Below are 15,133 nucleotides of genomic sequence, written 5' to 3'. Positions count from 1 at the left end.
AAGCGTATGCGGGTTAAAAGTGAAACGAAGCGACAAACAATCCTGGACGTCGCGACCAATGCCTTTATTGAGCTGGGGCTTAACAATGCCTCAATGTCGGAAATCGCCAGTCGGGTGGGCGGTTCGAAATCGACGCTTTATAACTATTTCAGTTCCAAAGAAGATATCTTCTCCGCGGTGGTAGAAGCATCGGCAAAAACAGAGATCGCGGATGCGTTCGAATCATTAGATCTGAAACAAGATATTGAATTTACGTTGAACAAGTTTGGCCGCCAGTATCTCTCGTCGATATTGAGCAGCAGTATTCTGGCTATCTGGCGTATGGCCGTCAGTGAATCGGAGCGCAGCGACATTGGCCGACGCTTCTACGCGCAGGGGCCGCAACGTGGCTGGACGCTGTTAAGCGATTATCTGGGCAAGAAAATCGAGGAAGGCGTGCTGCGTAAATCAGACAGTTGGATTTGCGCCATGCATTTGAAAGGGCTGATTGAAGCAGAGCTGTTTCTTGGCGTGGCGCTGGGCGTCGAATCCGTCCCGGACGCGAAGAAAATTGAAGACGTCATCTCCCGCGCCGTTACGGTATTTCTGCTCGCCTATCGGGCCGATAAAGCATAATTCCCCGTGCAATAAAAAAGCGTATGTCGCCATACGCTTCAGACTGCGACAAAACCCACAATATCCCCTTGTCACCCTCCGCGGCCCCACCGCGGTCATTCCCGCAGTCCCACCACTGTCATGCCCGCGCGCAGCGAATCCGCCGATATCTGGCTGGTGGTCAATCCGGATGTCTGGTCGGCGGGCCGCGTTCAGGCAACCATTGCGGCGATAACGGCATCCTTTAAAACACAAAAGCCGCACCGCGTTTGCCACGCGAATGAATAATGCTCAGTTCTAAACAAGATGCCGCACCTGACCTTTGTGCTTTTCCAGTTTTTTCTCAATGCAACTGGTCAGGTAACCGGAGAACTGTTTTGCCAATATGGTATTCGGATGGTTTTGCGAGAACACCAGGAAGGTGTGGAAATAGATCGTCGGCGCAAAAGGCAGCACTTTTATCGCGCTGTCGCCGCCGCCGACATCTTGCAGGGTCAATGGATCAACGAGACTTACCCCCATGCCCAGCCCCACCATATTATTGCGGGCGGTGGCATAGTGCGTTTCATAGATAAGTTTGCGCCGATCTTCCCCGCCCTGGTTAAACAGGAGGTCTATCCGGCGGCGCATGCTATCACCGCGCGCCATGGACAGAAACCGCTCGCCGTTCAGGTCATCGGGGGTAAGCGGCGTATCGCGCAGCGCGAGGCGGTGATTCTGCGGTAAGATACAGACCCCTTCGGACTGGCAGAGCACCACGGAATCTGAACCGACGCTGTCATAGGTTTCGGAGGCGATGCCGATATCAAAGTTGCCATTAGCCACCGACTGGCAGACGGTCAGTGAATCGCTGACGTGCAGGGATACGGACACATTGGGATACCGCTGGGTGAAATCGGCTATCGCCGTCGGCACCAGGATCGCCGCCAACGAAGGAACCGCGACAATCCGCAGTCTACCGGTGAGATAATTACGAATGGACGCCGCCGAATCCTCCAGACTGCGTAAGGCCGAAAAGGCATACTCCACGTCGTTGAAAAAGCCGCTCCCCTCCTGAGTGGGTATCAGCCGGCCGCTTACCCGTTCAAACAAGCGGATACCGATACGGCGCTCCAACTGACCGATAATCCGGCTGACATTCGGCTGCGAGGTATGGAGCTGTTTGGCCGCTTTGGTCATGGAGCCCGAAAGCATAACGGCGCGGAAGGCTTCTATTTGTTTGAAATTAATCATTATTACCTCATAAAAACAGAGCCCGTCCCTGATATAAGAGCAATCCCGTCCGTTTTTATAACGCCAACGCTTTTTTCTTCCCGTCTTACGCCCAAGCCACTGTATATCAAAAACGCATAGGGCGGTCATACATCGGAATTATCTTTGCGGATTCAAACCTTTTAGACTCAATTTCATCACAGGATCCGGTTTTGGCCGCCGCGCGCTATCCATGCGGCGCCGCCTCTGTCAGTCATCTTTTGTGTAAGGAGTCAATGTATGAATTTGCCCCTGAAAACAAGTCGTTGCGTCCTGTTCACGGCCATCGCCCTATCCTCCTTTCCGCTGTTTTCGGCCGAGCTGCCCCCGGCCCCGCCGTCCATCATAGCCAAAGGGGTGTTAAAAGCCGGCGTCCGCTGCGACCAGCCGCCCTATGGCTTCATCGATGCAACGCGTTCTCCGGCGGGAGTCGAGGTCGATATGGCGCGGCAGATAGCGCAATGGCTATTCGGCGACGCCGCCAAGTTGGATTTAACCTGCGTGACCGCGGAAAACCGGGTGTCGCAGTTGGCCGCCGGCAGGGTCGATCTCTTGATAGCCACGCTGGGCATCACCCCGGAACGCGAGCGCGTCATCGATTTCTCCAAACCTTACCGCTGGGGCGAGAGCGGCGTGCTGGTCAAGCAGGGAAGCACGCTTAAAAAGGTCGCCGATCTGGCCGGCCATATCGTCGCCACCCCGAAAGGCTCCGTTCAGGCCCAGTGGTTCGAGGAAAATATGCCGACCGTTACGACATTGCGGCTCAATAGCTCCAGTGATTCATTGCAGGCATTAAAACAAGGGCGCGCCGACGCCTATGCCCATGACGGCGCGACATTGAAGATGCTGACCACCAAAGACACGTCCGTTTATATGCTTGACGATGCCTATCAGTATTCCAATACCGGGATCGGATTACGTAAAAATGAACCGCAATGGAAAGCCTTTATCGATGCATCAATCGATAAAATGCGCAGCGATGATTTATTCAGGCAATGGATTAATCAATCGGTCCCTCAAGAGATAACCGGATATTACATCAATATGTTTCAGAATCCCCGTCCGGACGGGAAATAAAACAGCCGTATTGATAAATCAGGGGATAGCGAATGGGTTTTGATTTCATCTATATTTATCAGCATATCCCAATGTTGATGAACGGATTGGCAATGACGCTTATCGTTACCGTCATTGCCTTATTCTGTTCATTATTTATCGGTATATTGGGGGCGATATGCAGAACATTATCTATACCCATCATCAGTGGAATATTTAAATGGTATATTGAAGTTATTAGAAATACGCCCATCCTGGCTCAACTGTTTTTTATTTATTACGGCCTGCCGAGTATTGGCATACAGTTATCATCATTCTGGTCGGGGATAATATGTCTCTCGCTTTGGGCGGGCGCTTATCAGGTAGAAAACTTTCGCGGTGGATTAATAACGGTTCATCATGGCATAAAAGAAGCCGCCATGGCATTGGATTTGAGCCGATTACACTATTTTATCTATATCGCCTTACCCATTGCCTTAAAGTCGTGTTTGCCGGCGGTATTGAATACGGCGATATCCATGCTGAAAAACTCGTCTTATCTGCAAACCATCGGCTTCGCCGAGCTGACCTATGTTGCGGTGGACCGTATCTCTCTTGATTTTAAAGCCTTCGAAATGTTCGCCGCGATCGCGGTGATCTACATCGCCCTGGTTTTGATTCTGGTATTTATTGGCCACCGCCTGGAAATGCGTCTAAACAGGGGGGCCAGATAATGAATACCTATACTTTCCTCACCGAGCTCGCATTATTTGGCTATGGTTTATTAGGCACCTTTAAAATATCTATCGTCACGCTGGTCGCCACCACCCTGATTTCCGTTATATTCGGCTCGCTCTCAACGGTTGATTTACCCTGGCTGCGTTTTATCATTCGCGGTTATGTGGAGTGTTTTCGCTCCATTCCACTCGTTGTTATCGTATTTTTTATTTACTTTACCCTGCCGTTGCTGGGATTGACTCTGCCGCCGTTTCTGTCGGTTTCTGTCGGCCTGACGTTTTGGGCCAGCGCCAACGGCATTGAAATCGTGCGCGGCGGTATTGCTTCAGTCTCCAAAGGCCAGCGCGAAAGCGCCGCTTCTCTGGGGCTTTCAGCTTGGAAAATTTATCTGCTGATTATCTGGCCGCAGGCGTTGCGGGCAATCATTCCCGCCTATCTTGGACAAATTACGCTGCTTATTCAGGCGTCATCGCTGGGGGCGCTCGTCGGCGTTGATGAATTATTTCTCAATGGGAAAAACTATATCGAGCAGACGACATTAATGTCTGGCAATAATCCCTCGTTTTTCGTTTATGCCGGAATATTGGCGACCTATTTTGTTATTTGTTCCTTATTCACCCAGGCTGGCCGTTTATACGAGAAAAGAGTCGGCAAAAAATATCAGTAATCATTGGAGTAATATCATGTCTATCGATCGTCAACCATCAGGATCGCCGGTAAGCCCACGCCTGTCGGAACCCACTGCGGAAGAAATATGCCGTCTTATTTATCTGCCGCGCTTAACCAAAAGCTTTGAGAAAAACTTTTTCTTTATTACGCAAATTAATGCGGCACATTTAATCATGCTGAATCAACAGCATCTCTTACCCGCCGCATCGGTAAAAATCCTGGCGCGCGGCTTATTGGATTTAGTTAATGACGGGCCGGCGGCGGTAAAGCTGGATCCCTTTAAAGAAGACGCCTATTTAAATTATGAAAGCTGTCTGGTGGATCGTATCGGCATGGACCATGCGGGCAGGTTGCATATGGCGCGCAGCCGTAATGATATTCTGGCGACCATCGACCGCCTTCAGGCCAGAGAAGGGCTGACGGGTTTGATCGCGCAATTGCTGACGCTACGGCGGTTGCTCGTTCAGCAGGCCAAACAATATGCGGATGCCGTTATGCCGGGCTACACCCATTTGCAGCCGGCACAGCCCATTACCTACGGATTCTGGCTGGCGGGCATCGAGCAGGCGCTGGCCCGTGATACCGAAAGGCTGGCAGCGGCCTACGCGCATATTGACAGCTGTCCGCTGGGCGCCTGCGCATTAGCCGGCACCACCTTCGCTATCGATCGTCAGACTTCCGCCAGCGCCCTGGGCTTTTCTTCCGTCACCCAGCATACCCTGGACGCGGTCGCCTCGCGCGATGGCCTGTTCGAAATCATGTCGGCCATGACCCAGTTGGCGACCACCTGGAGCCGCATCGCGCAGGATTACTTCATCTGGGTGACCAATGAATTCAATTTTATTGATTTCCCGGATAGCGTCGCCGGCACCTCAAGCATCATGCCGCAGAAAAAGAATCCGGTGGCGCTGGAGTATCTGAAAGGCCGGGCCGCCCATGTGCTCGGCATGTATACCGCCGCCATGAGCGCACAGCGGATCACCAACTTCAGCCACTCCGGCGACGCCAACCGGGAAAGCATCTCTTCATTTCCCGATATGCTCGCGCTGTGCGCCGACGCCGTGGAAATCCTGACCCTGCTGGTGCGCACCGGCAGACCAAACCGGCAGGCCATGCTGTCCAGAGCCTATGCGGATTTCTGTACCGTCACCGATCTGGCCGACGCCATGGTCAAACACTACGACATCTCCTTTCGCGAAGCGCACCATATTGTGGGAGCCGTGGTCCATGAAGCCTTGGCGCAGGGGCTTACCGCCGATCGCATTAACACGCAGATGATCGACAAAGCGGCGCAAGATGAAATCGGCCGTACGCTGGGGATGTCCGCGCAAGAGATACAGGCGTGTCTCGACCCGGTGAAATGCGTCCAGGGGCGTCTTTCCGGCGGGCCGTCCGCCGCATCGGTAAACGCGATGATAGCGGATTCCCTCGCCGCGATCGCGGATGCCGCCGGACTCAATCAGCAACGGATCGATCGTCATAAGGATACCGCCGATACGCTCCGCAACGCCCTGGAACAACTGTCTGCATGAGTTATCCCCGGCGGCAACGACTTGCGCGTAATCACGCAAGGCCATGATTAATAAGGTATCTATAAATGACACCTGACAATTCCGACATCATTATCCGTATCAGCGGTCTGGAAAAGTATTACGGCGACACCAGAGTTCTGAAGGGTCTCGATCTTTTCGTCAAAAAGGGCGAAAAGATCGTGATCTGCGGCCCTTCCGGCTCTGGGAAATCAACCTTTATCCGCTGTATCAACGGCCTTGAGGATTATCAGGGCGGGCGGATAACCGTCATCGACACCTTGACCGGCAAGGGCATCGATAATATCCACGACATCCGGCGCCGTGTAGGTATGGTTTTCCAGAGCTTCAATCTGTTCCCACACATGACGGCATTGCAGAACTGCATGCTGGCCCCGCTCAAGGTTCTGGGCATATCGCACGCCGAGGCGGAAGATCGGGCGCGCCATTTCCTGGGCAAGGTTAAGCTAACGTTACACGCGGACAAGTATGCCGAGCAGCTTTCCGGCGGACAGCAGCAGCGCGTCGCCATTGCCCGCGCCCTATGCATGGCGCCGGACATCATGTTATTCGATGAACCCACCTCGGCGCTGGATCCCGAAGTGGTCAACGAAATCCTCGACATCATGGTCAATCTGGCGGGAAACGGTATGACGATGCTGTGCGTGACGCATGAAATGCGCTTCGCCAGGAGAGTCGCCGACCGGATGATTTTTATCGATCGGGGGAAAATCGCGGCGGACTTGCCGCCGGAGGAGTTTTTCTCCGCGGTCGCTCAGCCGCGGATCAAAGCGTTTCTGGGCCATATGATGACATGAGTTCACCGCGCATTGAAAGCGCAACGCAGGGCGTTAAATTGCGCAGTCCGCCATGATTTGCGCCAGCATGCTTTGGCAGGTTTTGATGGCGATGGATGCCGTTCTTTGCCGGGGCAAACACAGATCGACCCGCACGCGTTCAATCAGCGGATCGAGCAACGGTACGGCAATCAGGCCATCGCCCAGATCCCTGTCCTGACGCGCGGCCTGCGGCAGAACCAGCAGAGCGATACCGGTTCGCGCAAGGCACTTTTGTACTTCCACCGAGCTGGTGGTGTAGGCGACGTTAAGCTGAACCCCCTCTTTTCTGGCGGCGGCTTCGATGATTTGCCGGGTGGAGAAGGTGGCGTTGGGGATGGCCAGCGGCTGCCCGGCAAGATCCTTGATGGTGACGGAGTGGCGCTCGGTGAACGGATGTCCCTGCGGCACCAGGATGCGATGCCATAAATCGCAATGGTGGGTCACTTCAATTTCGGCGCAGGGCGGCATGTAGAACGTCAGCCCGATATCCGCTTCACCGGCGCGAAACGCATCTGCGATGCGGGGCGCGCTGCCGGTTTCGATTTGAAACTGCACCTTGGGATACTGCTGGGAAAATTTAGCCAGCACCGGCGCCAGCATGCTGGAAATTAAGCCCTCGCTGACGAACATCCGAATGGTTCCCGCCACCACTCCCTGGCTGTTGGCGATATGCTCCTTCACATGGTCCAGTTCACGCAACGTGGCATTGATGGCCTGAGCCAGGAATTCGCCCTCGCGCGTTAAGCGGATACCACGCGGATTTCTTTCAATCAGCGAAGCGCCATAAAAATGTTCCAGTTGCTCAATCTGACGGCTTACCGCGCTGGGCGTCACATATAAACGGGTGGCCGCTTTACGCAACGAAACACATTGCGCCACTTCGTTAAAGTATCTTAATGCCCTGAGTTGCATGGCGGCTCCTGAAACCCGTGGATCGATGCTGACTATCAGTCAATATATTCGTCATACTTCAAGCCGCAGGCGCATGGCTTTTCTGCAACTCGAATTAATTATTCAGAGTATAAACCAGCAATAAACGTGCCATTCCCTGTTTATTTCCCTCCACGCTAATTTCATTAGCACCGGTTTTTTATTGTTCCGACCAAGACAGGCTATTTTCTTATGGCTGAGTAACCTAATGTATTTGCGATAATTTGCACTATGCCAGTGCAAACTATCGCCGGAAACAGGTGCATCACGCCGCGACAAAGAATAAAACGATTAACATGGCCGCTATTGCCGATCAATTATCAATTAAAAACATCAATTTACTATGAAAATAGGATTCATAATTAATAGTAATATCTCTTTTCAAACTGCACTAATATGCATCGTCACTGCAAAAATCTACTTTATTGATTACTTTTTACCAGCACCGCATGAGCGATATAAAAAATAACATCATGATAATAAACAATAATAATTTAATGACCTGTCCCATAAGAAAAAATTAGCGTCTACTTTTTGTAGACACCGGGTCGCTGATGTTGTGATAGCCTAGTGAGCCATACTTTTGTAGTGTTTTTAATATCAGGAGAAGATCTTTTATTTTATAAACACCGTGATATCTCAATAATGCGTTTTACTTTCAATTCCACTTAATGCCATAGCCGGACCGGCTGTTGGATAACATCGGGGATACTATGAAACTCATGATGGTTAAAAATGCATTCATCAATAAAATAACCACACAATTAACCTCACATCGAATTATTTACGGCGTGCTGGCGTTGTTTTTCAGCACATCGTCCTTTGCCGCAACGCCTGCCGACGTATTGAAAATCATCCCCAGCAGTAATCTGGTTTCACTCGATCCCATGTGGACCACGGCCAATGTCACCCGCAATCATGGCTATATGATTTACGACACCTTGTTCGGTACCGATATCGACGGCAACATCAAACCGCAAATGGTCGATAGCTGGAAAATATCGGACGATAGCCTGACCTGGACATTCGTGCTGCGCGACGGGCTGAAATTCAGCGACGGCTCCCCGGTGACCAGCGATGACGTTATCCCTTCGCTGCAACGCTGGTCCACGCGCGACAGCTTCGGCAGCGTGCTGGCGTCGTTCATCGACCATTATCAGGCGGTGGATGCGAAAACCTTTACCATCACGCTGAAAGAGCCCTTTGGCATGATGCTGGAAGCGTTGGGCAAACCCTCCTCCAACGTACCGTTTATTATGCCGAAAGCGGTCGCGCAGACCTCCGGCGACGTGCAAATCCGCAACACCGTCGGTTCCGGCCCTTATATGTTCAAGACCGACGAGTACAAATCCGGCGAACGGGTGGTCTACGTTAAAAACCCCAACTACGTGCCGCGCGATGAGCCGCCATCCGGCACCGCGGGCGGGAAAAAAGTCTACATTGACCGCGTAGAATGGCTCATCATCCGCGATCCGCAAACCCAATATAACGCGCTGGTTAACGGCGAAGCCGATATTCTGGAACAGCCGGCGTTCGAACAGATCCCGTCGCTGGGCAAAGCGCCCAATATCAATCTGGTCAAATCGCAGCCGATAGGCATGTTGCAGATCATCCGCTTTAATTTCCTGCAGCCGCCGTTCAACGATGTGCGTATTCGCCGCGCCGCCATGCTGGCGCTGGGCGAACAGCAAATGCTGCGCGTGCAGATCGGCGTGCCGGAACTGCAAAAATTCTGCAAAAGCATGTATCCCTGCGGCACCGCCTTCGCTTCGGACGAAACCGGCGAGTTTACCGGCGTAGCCGATCCGCAAAAAGCCAAAGCGCTGCTGCAACAAGCGGGCTACCAGGGTCAGCCGATTGTCCTGATGCGCCCCACCGACTCCCCGACCATCGCCAAACTGCCGCTGGTCGCCAAACAGCAGTTGGAACAGGCCGGCTTCAAGGTCGATTTGCAGAACATGGACTGGCAGACCCTGGTGGCGCGTCGCGCCAAAAAAGACGCGCCGTCGGCCGGCGGCTGGAATGCGTTTATGACCGCCTGGGCGGCGGAGGACGTGCTCAATCCGCTCACCATGGCGATGATGAACGCCCGTGGGGAAAAGGGCTGGTTCGGCTGGCAGGACGATCCCGAGCTGGAAGCGATGAAAGCCCGCTTCGCCCGCACCATGGATGAAGATGAGAAAAAGAAAATCGCCGCGCAAATTCAGCTGCGCGCCTTTGCAACCGTCACTCATGTGCCGCTGGGGCAGTATGAGCTGCGGGTGGCGGTGCGTTCGAACGTGACCGGCCTGGTGCCATCGGGCGCGCAGGTGTACTGGAATATTCGCAAACAGTAAACCTGACGGACGCACTGGCGCCAGTCGGCCAGTCGCAACAAAGAACGAGGAACGAGCATGTTGACATTTACCGGCAAACGCCTACTGGCGACACTCCCTGTTTTGCTGGTGGTGGCGGTCGCCATTTTTATGATAGTCCGGCTGATTCCCGGCGATCCGGCGGCGGTTATCGGCGGCAATAGCGCGACCAATGAGGATATCGACCGCATCCGCGAACAGCTGGGCCTGACCCTGCCGCTGTGGAAACAGTTCGCCATCTGGGCGCAAGGGGTGCTGCACGGCGATTTCGGCTACTCCTTTTTCATGAATCAGCCGGTGACCGCGCTGCTGATGCAGCGGATGGAACCCACGCTGTCGCTGACGTTCGGCACGCTGCTGTTCACCGTCATCATTGCGCTGCCGCTGGGGGCGCTGGCGGCCTGGCGCATGGGCGGCTGGCTGGATCGCTGCGTGATGTCCTGCTCCGTGGTGGGGTTTTCCATCCCGGTGTTCGTCATCGGCTATCTGCTGATCTATGTGTTGGCGCTCAAGCTGCAATGGCTGCCGGTGCAGGGCTATAACCCACTGTCGGCGGGCGTTATCCCCTGGCTGCGCAATTTGATTCTTCCCTGCCTCACGCTGTCGGTGACCTATGTGGCGCTGCTCGCCCGCGTCACGCGCGCGGCGGTCAGCGAAGCGTTGACCGAAGACTTTATCCGCACCGCCCGCGCCAAAGGCATCACCGAGCTACAGGTGCTCCGGCATCACGCGCTCAGGGTGGCGGCGGTGCCGGTGGCGACGGTGATCGGCGTCAGCGCCGCCCTGCTGCTTGGCGGCGTGGTGGTAACGGAAACGGTTTTTGCCATTCCCGGCCTGGGACAGCTCACGGTGGACGCCGTACTCAACCGGGATTTCCCGGTCTTGCAGGGCGTGGTTCTGTTCTTCGCCGTGACCCATATCCTGCTGAATTTTCTGATAGATCTGAGCTATTTGTTGCTGGATCCACGCATCCGGGATGAACGATGAATACAGCGAAACGACTCTGGCGTAATACTTCAGTCAAAATCGGCGTGCTGACCTTGGCGACGCTGGCCCTGCTGGGGATCGGCGCGCCCTGGCTCGGTACGTTCGATCCCAGCGTGATGGACATGAATTTTATCTCCGTCGGCGCCGGCACCCGCGGGCAGGTCACGCTACTGGACGGCGCGCAAATCCCGCATACTTTCTGGATGGGCAGCGACAGTTTGGGGCGCGATATCTGGAGCCGCGTGCTCTATGGCACGCGAATTTCCCTGGCCGTCGGCCTGCTGACCGCGCTGGCGGCTATTTTAGCCGGTTGTCTGCTGGGCATGCTGGCGGGCTACTTCCATGCGTTGGATATGCTGCTGATGCGCATCATGGACGGCCTGATGGCGATCCCTTCGGTACTGGTGGCCATTACGCTGGTGGCGATGTTCGGCGGCAACCTGACCACGGTGATTATCGCCATCGCGGTGCCCGAAGTGCCCAGGGTGACGCGGCTGGTGCGTTCGCTGGTGCTCAGCCTGCGCCAGGAGGCGTTTGTCGAAGCGGCGCGTGCGCTGGCGACCAGCAATATCATGATCCTGTGGCGCGATATCCTGCCTAACGCCATGGCGCCGCTGATCGTACAAGGCACGTTTGTGGCGGCCTCGGCGGTGCTGACCGAAGCCATCCTCAGCTTTCTCGGTTTGGGCCTGCCCTCCGATATTCCCACCTGGGGCAACATCATGGCCGAAGGCCGCGTGATGTTCTCACAAAGCCCGGGAGATGTGCTGTTCCCCGCGCTGTTTCTGGTTCCCTCGGTGCTGGCCATCAACCTGCTCGGCGATGGTTTGCGCGATGTGCTCGATCCCAAATTTTCCAAACGGCTTTAGGGGGCAATCTGATGAATAAACGCCAGAATAATGACCCGGTATTGCAGGTTTCCAGCCTACAGGTCGCCCTGCCGACGGACGCCGACCGTCCGTACGCCATTCAACATCTCGACCTGGAAATCGCGGCGGGACAAACGCTATGCGTGGTCGGCGAATCCGGTTCGGGAAAATCGGTGTTGGCCACCGCCATTATGGGATTAATCGCCAAAGAGCTGCGCATTACCGGCGGCGACATCTGGCTGGCGGGCAATACGCTTATGGATTCCGGCCGCTACGTCAGCCAGCGGCAACTGCGCCAGCTGCGCGCCACCTGTATGGGGATGGTTTTTCAAGAGCCGATGACCGCGCTCAATCCGGTGCATAGCTGCGGCGAACAGGTGGACGAGCTATTACGCGCCCATACCCGCTGGCCCGCCGCCGAGCGCAAAGCCAGAATATTGGCGATGTTTGAGCGGGTTCGCCTGCCCGATCCCGCGCGCATCTACAAAAGCTATCCGCATCAGCTATCGGGCGGCCAACGCCAGCGCATCGTTATCGCGATGGCGCTGGTTCTCAAGCCGCGGCTGCTGATTTGCGATGAACCGACCACGGCGCTGGACGTCACCACGCAGGCGGAAATCCTCAAGCTGATTCGCGAACTCCAGGCGGAGCAAGGCAGCGCGGTACTCTTTATTACCCATGACATGGGCGTGGTGTCGGAAATCGCCGACCACATTCTGGTGATGTATCGCGGGGAGATGGTTGAACAGGGTTCCTGTGAACAGGTGCTGCAACGTCCCGCCACCGACTATACCCGTTCGCTGCTGGCGGCGGTGCCGGATATTACGCCGCCCCCGCCCCGCCGGCCCATCGGCGAACGGCTCCCGCCGCTGCTGCTGGGGCAATCGGTCAGCAAAACCTATATCAGCCGCGACTGGCTGGGCCGCGCCAAACGGTTTGACGCCCTGCGCCAGGCCAGCGTCGCGGTGCACCGCGGTGAAACCGTCGGCGTCGTGGGCGAGTCCGGATCGGGTAAATCCACCTTTGCCCGCTGCATGATCCGCATGATCGAACCCAGCGCGGGCAAGATCCTATGGGGCGACAGGGAGGTGCAAACACTGCCCGAATCGCAGGTACGGGCATTGCGCTCGCGGGTTCAGGTGGTATTTCAGGATCCCAACCGCTCGCTGAATCCGCGCCGCACCATCGGATCGTCGATCATGGAAGGCGCGATGAACTTTGGTCAGAGCCGGCAACAGGCGCATCAAACCGCCGCAGCGTTAATGGATCGCATCAATCTGCCGCGCGCATCGCTCGAACGTTATCCGCATCAGTTTTCCGGCGGACAGCGGCAGCGGCTGGCCATCGCCCGCGCCATCGCCTGCGATCCCCAGGTGCTGGTGGCGGATGAAGCCGTCTCCGCGCTGGATGTATCGGTTCAGGCGCAAATCCTCGATCTGCTGCGTGAATTGCAGCGCGATCTGGGGCTGGGACTGCTGTTTATCACCCACGATCTGCGCGTCGCCGCCCAGCTTTGCGATCGCGTCATCGTCATGCATCAGGGCCAGGTAGTCGAACAGGGCGTTACCGCCGAGTTGTTCCGCCGGCCCGAACATGACTACACGCGCCGTCTGCTGGCCGCCGCGCCGCGTCTGACGCTGATGAAATAATCGGCCTCTTTTTCGGGCTTAATCCCCGTAGCGGACACGGCCCTTAATGTTTCAACCGGGAGCGGTATATGAAGTCACGAGTGATGGAGTGGGATGAATGGTCGGCCTATGACGCCGTAGGTCTGGCGGAACTGATACGTAAAGGCGACGTGAGCGCCGCGGAACTGGCCTCACAGGCGGCGCAAGCCATCGCCCTGCTCAATCCCGCATTAAGCGCGGTGGTCGAGGTATTTGACGATGTGGTCGCCGATCCGCTGAAAGACGGCATGAACCCGCAGGGCGCCTTCGCCGGCGTGCCTTTTCTGATGAAAGATCTGGGGCCGACGCTGAAAGGTCGTTTACAGGAGATGGGATCGCTGCTGATGCGCGGCAATCGCTCGCAGGCCGACAGCTTTCTGGTCGGCAAGATGCGCCAGGCCGGGCTGAATCTTATCGGCCGCACCACCACGCCGGAATTCGGCGTATGCAGCTCGGCGGAGAATCCGGCAGTTTATATCACGCGGAATCCCTGGGATCTGGAGTACACCACCTGCGGCTCCTCCGCCGGTACGGCGGCCTCGGTCGCATCCGGCATCGTGCCGATGTCCCACGCGACCGATGGCGGCGGTTCGATTCGCATTCCCGCCGGATTCAACGGCAACATCGGCCTTAAGCCTTCGCGCGGCGTGTTCTCCCTCGCGCCTTACGCCTCCGACCTTACCGGTCTGGTTTCGATTCAGGGATGCCATACCCGCACGGTGCGCGATACCGCCGCCTTTGTAGACCACTGCCGCGGCGGCGCGCCGGGGGAATTTATGCCCTATTGGACGGCGGCGGAAAGCTACGGCGAACTGATTCAGCGCGATCCCGCGCCGCTACGCATCGCGCTGTCCCATCAATGGGGCGACTACCGGGCTACGCCGCATTTCGTCGCCGAACTGGAGAGGGTCGGCAATTTTCTCGCCGGTTTGGGTCATCATGTGGAATGGGTGACGCCGCTGGTGGATTTCCGCGCCGCGTTTGCGGCGCAGACCACCTGTTATATCAGTAATTTTGCCCAGACGATTTCCGCGATGCTCGCAAATCTGGGACTGGAACAACCCCCGGCGGATCGGATTGAACCGGTCAATATCCGGATCTGGGAAGCGGGCAAAGATATCTCCTTCGGCACGCGCGCGGCGATGCAGGCCGTATTCAATAACACCTCGCGCGCCTTCGGCGCTTTCTTCGAATCCTGGGATATTATTCTGACGCCGATCACCGCGCTGCCCACGCCGAAGATCGGCACGATGAAATACCTGACGCTAAGCGATAATCCGTCGGTGACCGACTGGTTTGCCAGCCTATGGGAAAACTTCGCCTATACGCCGCTCTCCAATCTTTGCGGCATCCCGGCGATCTCCCTGCCGCTGGCCGAGCAGGAAAATGGCTTGCCGTTCGGCATTCAGGCGCAAACGCGCCAGGGCGACGACGGCCTGCTGTTGCAGCTTGCCGCGCAGATCGAACGCGCCATCGACGGCAAGTGGAACGGCGGCAGAAAACCCGGCGTCCATGTGACTAACGCCGCGCGCGCATAGCGTCACGCGCGTTCGCCACGCCGCTCACTGGAATAAGCAGGCTTTCCTTTTGCTGACGGGACAGCGCAAACGGCAGAAGCCGCCGTAAAAAACCCGGCGACGAAAAACGTGGCCGGGTTTTCACATCAGCTAA

Annotated in this window: 13 protein-coding genes; 11 read left to right on the top strand and 2 right to left on the bottom strand. The window is 56.0% G+C overall.

The window, feature by feature from the left end:
- Window positions 1-6: 6 nt before the first annotated feature.
- Window positions 7-615 carry a TetR/AcrR family transcriptional regulator gene (locus ACN28R_RS19665; RefSeq protein ID WP_095835280.1) on the top strand — a complete coding sequence of 203 codons (609 nt, stop codon included), beginning with the start codon at window positions 7-9 and terminating at the stop codon, window positions 613-615.
- 276 nt (window positions 616-891) lie between these two features.
- Here ACN28R_RS19665 and ACN28R_RS19660 read toward each other — a convergent pair whose 3' ends face one another.
- Window positions 892-1,827, bottom strand: a complete 936-nt coding sequence (locus tag ACN28R_RS19660) for a LysR substrate-binding domain-containing protein (RefSeq protein WP_095835279.1) — start codon at window positions 1,825-1,827, stop codon at window positions 892-894.
- A 258-nt stretch (window positions 1,828-2,085) separates the two neighbouring features.
- On the opposite strand from ACN28R_RS19660, the gene ACN28R_RS19655 reads away from it, so the two are divergent.
- The 5 genes from ACN28R_RS19655 (at window position 2,086) to ACN28R_RS19635 (ending at window position 6,634) form a co-directional block, all read left to right on the top strand.
- A complete protein-coding gene (locus tag ACN28R_RS19655) occupies window positions 2,086-2,922 on the top strand; it encodes a transporter substrate-binding domain-containing protein (RefSeq protein WP_095835278.1) in 837 nt (278 codons plus the stop codon).
- A gap of 32 nt (window positions 2,923-2,954) precedes the next feature.
- Window positions 2,955-3,614, top strand: a complete 660-nt coding sequence (locus ACN28R_RS19650; RefSeq protein WP_095835277.1) for an amino acid ABC transporter permease — start codon at window positions 2,955-2,957, stop codon at window positions 3,612-3,614.
- Window positions 3,614-4,285 (top strand): amino acid ABC transporter permease, encoded by a 672-nt coding sequence (locus ACN28R_RS19645; protein WP_095835276.1) that lies wholly within the window; start codon window positions 3,614-3,616, stop codon window positions 4,283-4,285. Before ACN28R_RS19650 ends, ACN28R_RS19645 begins: the two co-directional genes overlap by 1 nt.
- 16 nt (window positions 4,286-4,301) lie before the next feature.
- Window positions 4,302-5,819, top strand: a complete 1,518-nt coding sequence (gene argH, locus ACN28R_RS19640; RefSeq protein WP_183096806.1) for an argininosuccinate lyase — start codon at window positions 4,302-4,304, stop codon at window positions 5,817-5,819.
- 65 nt (window positions 5,820-5,884) lie between these two features.
- Window positions 5,885-6,634 (top strand): amino acid ABC transporter ATP-binding protein, encoded by a 750-nt coding sequence (locus ACN28R_RS19635; RefSeq protein WP_095835274.1) that lies wholly within the window; start codon window positions 5,885-5,887, stop codon window positions 6,632-6,634.
- A gap of 33 nt (window positions 6,635-6,667) precedes the next feature.
- Here the strand turns inward: ACN28R_RS19635 and ACN28R_RS19630 are convergent, their stop codons facing one another.
- Window positions 6,668-7,567 carry a LysR family transcriptional regulator gene (locus tag ACN28R_RS19630; protein WP_048636972.1) on the bottom strand — a complete coding sequence of 300 codons (900 nt, stop codon included), beginning with the start codon at window positions 7,565-7,567 and terminating at the stop codon, window positions 6,668-6,670.
- A 731-nt stretch (window positions 7,568-8,298) separates the two neighbouring features.
- Here ACN28R_RS19630 and ACN28R_RS19625 point away from each other — a divergent pair.
- From ACN28R_RS19625 to ACN28R_RS19605, 5 genes are all read left to right on the top strand, one after another.
- Window positions 8,299-9,921 (top strand): ABC transporter substrate-binding protein, encoded by a 1,623-nt coding sequence (locus tag ACN28R_RS19625; RefSeq protein WP_095835273.1) that lies wholly within the window; start codon window positions 8,299-8,301, stop codon window positions 9,919-9,921.
- 57 nt (window positions 9,922-9,978) lie between these two features.
- Window positions 9,979-10,926: an ABC transporter permease gene (locus ACN28R_RS19620; RefSeq protein ID WP_095835272.1), complete on the top strand. Its 948-nt coding sequence runs from the start codon at window positions 9,979-9,981 to the stop codon at window positions 10,924-10,926.
- Entirely contained in the window at window positions 10,923-11,795 is an 873-nt protein-coding gene (locus ACN28R_RS19615; RefSeq protein WP_095835271.1) for an ABC transporter permease, read from the top strand. Before ACN28R_RS19620 ends, ACN28R_RS19615 begins: the two co-directional genes overlap by 4 nt.
- Window positions 11,796-11,806: 11 nt before the next feature.
- The gene (locus ACN28R_RS19610; protein WP_048636969.1) at window positions 11,807-13,444 is read left to right on the top strand and encodes a dipeptide ABC transporter ATP-binding protein; all 1,638 of its coding nucleotides are present in this window, start codon (window positions 11,807-11,809) and stop codon (window positions 13,442-13,444) included.
- A gap of 68 nt (window positions 13,445-13,512) precedes the next feature.
- Window positions 13,513-15,000 (top strand): amidase, encoded by a 1,488-nt coding sequence (locus ACN28R_RS19605; RefSeq protein ID WP_048636968.1) that lies wholly within the window; start codon window positions 13,513-13,515, stop codon window positions 14,998-15,000.
- Window positions 15,001-15,133 lie beyond the last annotated feature (133 nt).

This window comes from Brenneria goodwinii, assembly GCF_002291445.1.
Classification (GTDB): domain Bacteria; phylum Pseudomonadota; class Gammaproteobacteria; order Enterobacterales; family Enterobacteriaceae; genus Brenneria; species Brenneria goodwinii.
The sequence above is the reverse complement of the archived record's forward strand: the minus strand, read 5'-3'. Positions and strand labels throughout refer to the sequence as shown.

Excerpts from the sequence above, each read along its gene's own strand:
- ACN28R_RS19665 (WP_095835280.1), top strand. The coding sequence starts at position 7 with ATGCGGGTTAAAAGTGAAACGAAGCGACAAACAATCCTGGACGTCGCG.
- argH (WP_183096806.1), top strand. The coding sequence starts at position 4,302 with ATGTCTATCGATCGTCAACCATCAGGATCGCCGGTAAGCCCACGCCTG.
- ACN28R_RS19650 (WP_095835277.1), top strand. The coding sequence starts at position 2,955 with ATGGGTTTTGATTTCATCTATATTTATCAGCATATCCCAATGTTGATG.
- ACN28R_RS19620 (WP_095835272.1), top strand. The coding sequence starts at position 9,979 with ATGTTGACATTTACCGGCAAACGCCTACTGGCGACACTCCCTGTTTTG.
- ACN28R_RS19660 (WP_095835279.1), bottom strand. The coding sequence starts at position 1,827 with ATGATTAATTTCAAACAAATAGAAGCCTTCCGCGCCGTTATGCTTTCG.
- ACN28R_RS19655 (WP_095835278.1), top strand. The coding sequence starts at position 2,086 with ATGAATTTGCCCCTGAAAACAAGTCGTTGCGTCCTGTTCACGGCCATC.
- ACN28R_RS19635 (WP_095835274.1), top strand. The coding sequence starts at position 5,885 with ATGACACCTGACAATTCCGACATCATTATCCGTATCAGCGGTCTGGAA.
- ACN28R_RS19645 (WP_095835276.1), top strand. The coding sequence starts at position 3,614 with ATGAATACCTATACTTTCCTCACCGAGCTCGCATTATTTGGCTATGGT.
- ACN28R_RS19630 (WP_048636972.1), bottom strand. The coding sequence starts at position 7,567 with ATGCAACTCAGGGCATTAAGATACTTTAACGAAGTGGCGCAATGTGTT.
- ACN28R_RS19610 (WP_048636969.1), top strand. The coding sequence starts at position 11,807 with ATGAATAAACGCCAGAATAATGACCCGGTATTGCAGGTTTCCAGCCTA.
- ACN28R_RS19625 (WP_095835273.1), top strand. The coding sequence starts at position 8,299 with ATGAAACTCATGATGGTTAAAAATGCATTCATCAATAAAATAACCACA.
- ACN28R_RS19615 (WP_095835271.1), top strand. The coding sequence starts at position 10,923 with ATGAATACAGCGAAACGACTCTGGCGTAATACTTCAGTCAAAATCGGC.
- ACN28R_RS19605 (WP_048636968.1), top strand. The coding sequence starts at position 13,513 with ATGAAGTCACGAGTGATGGAGTGGGATGAATGGTCGGCCTATGACGCC.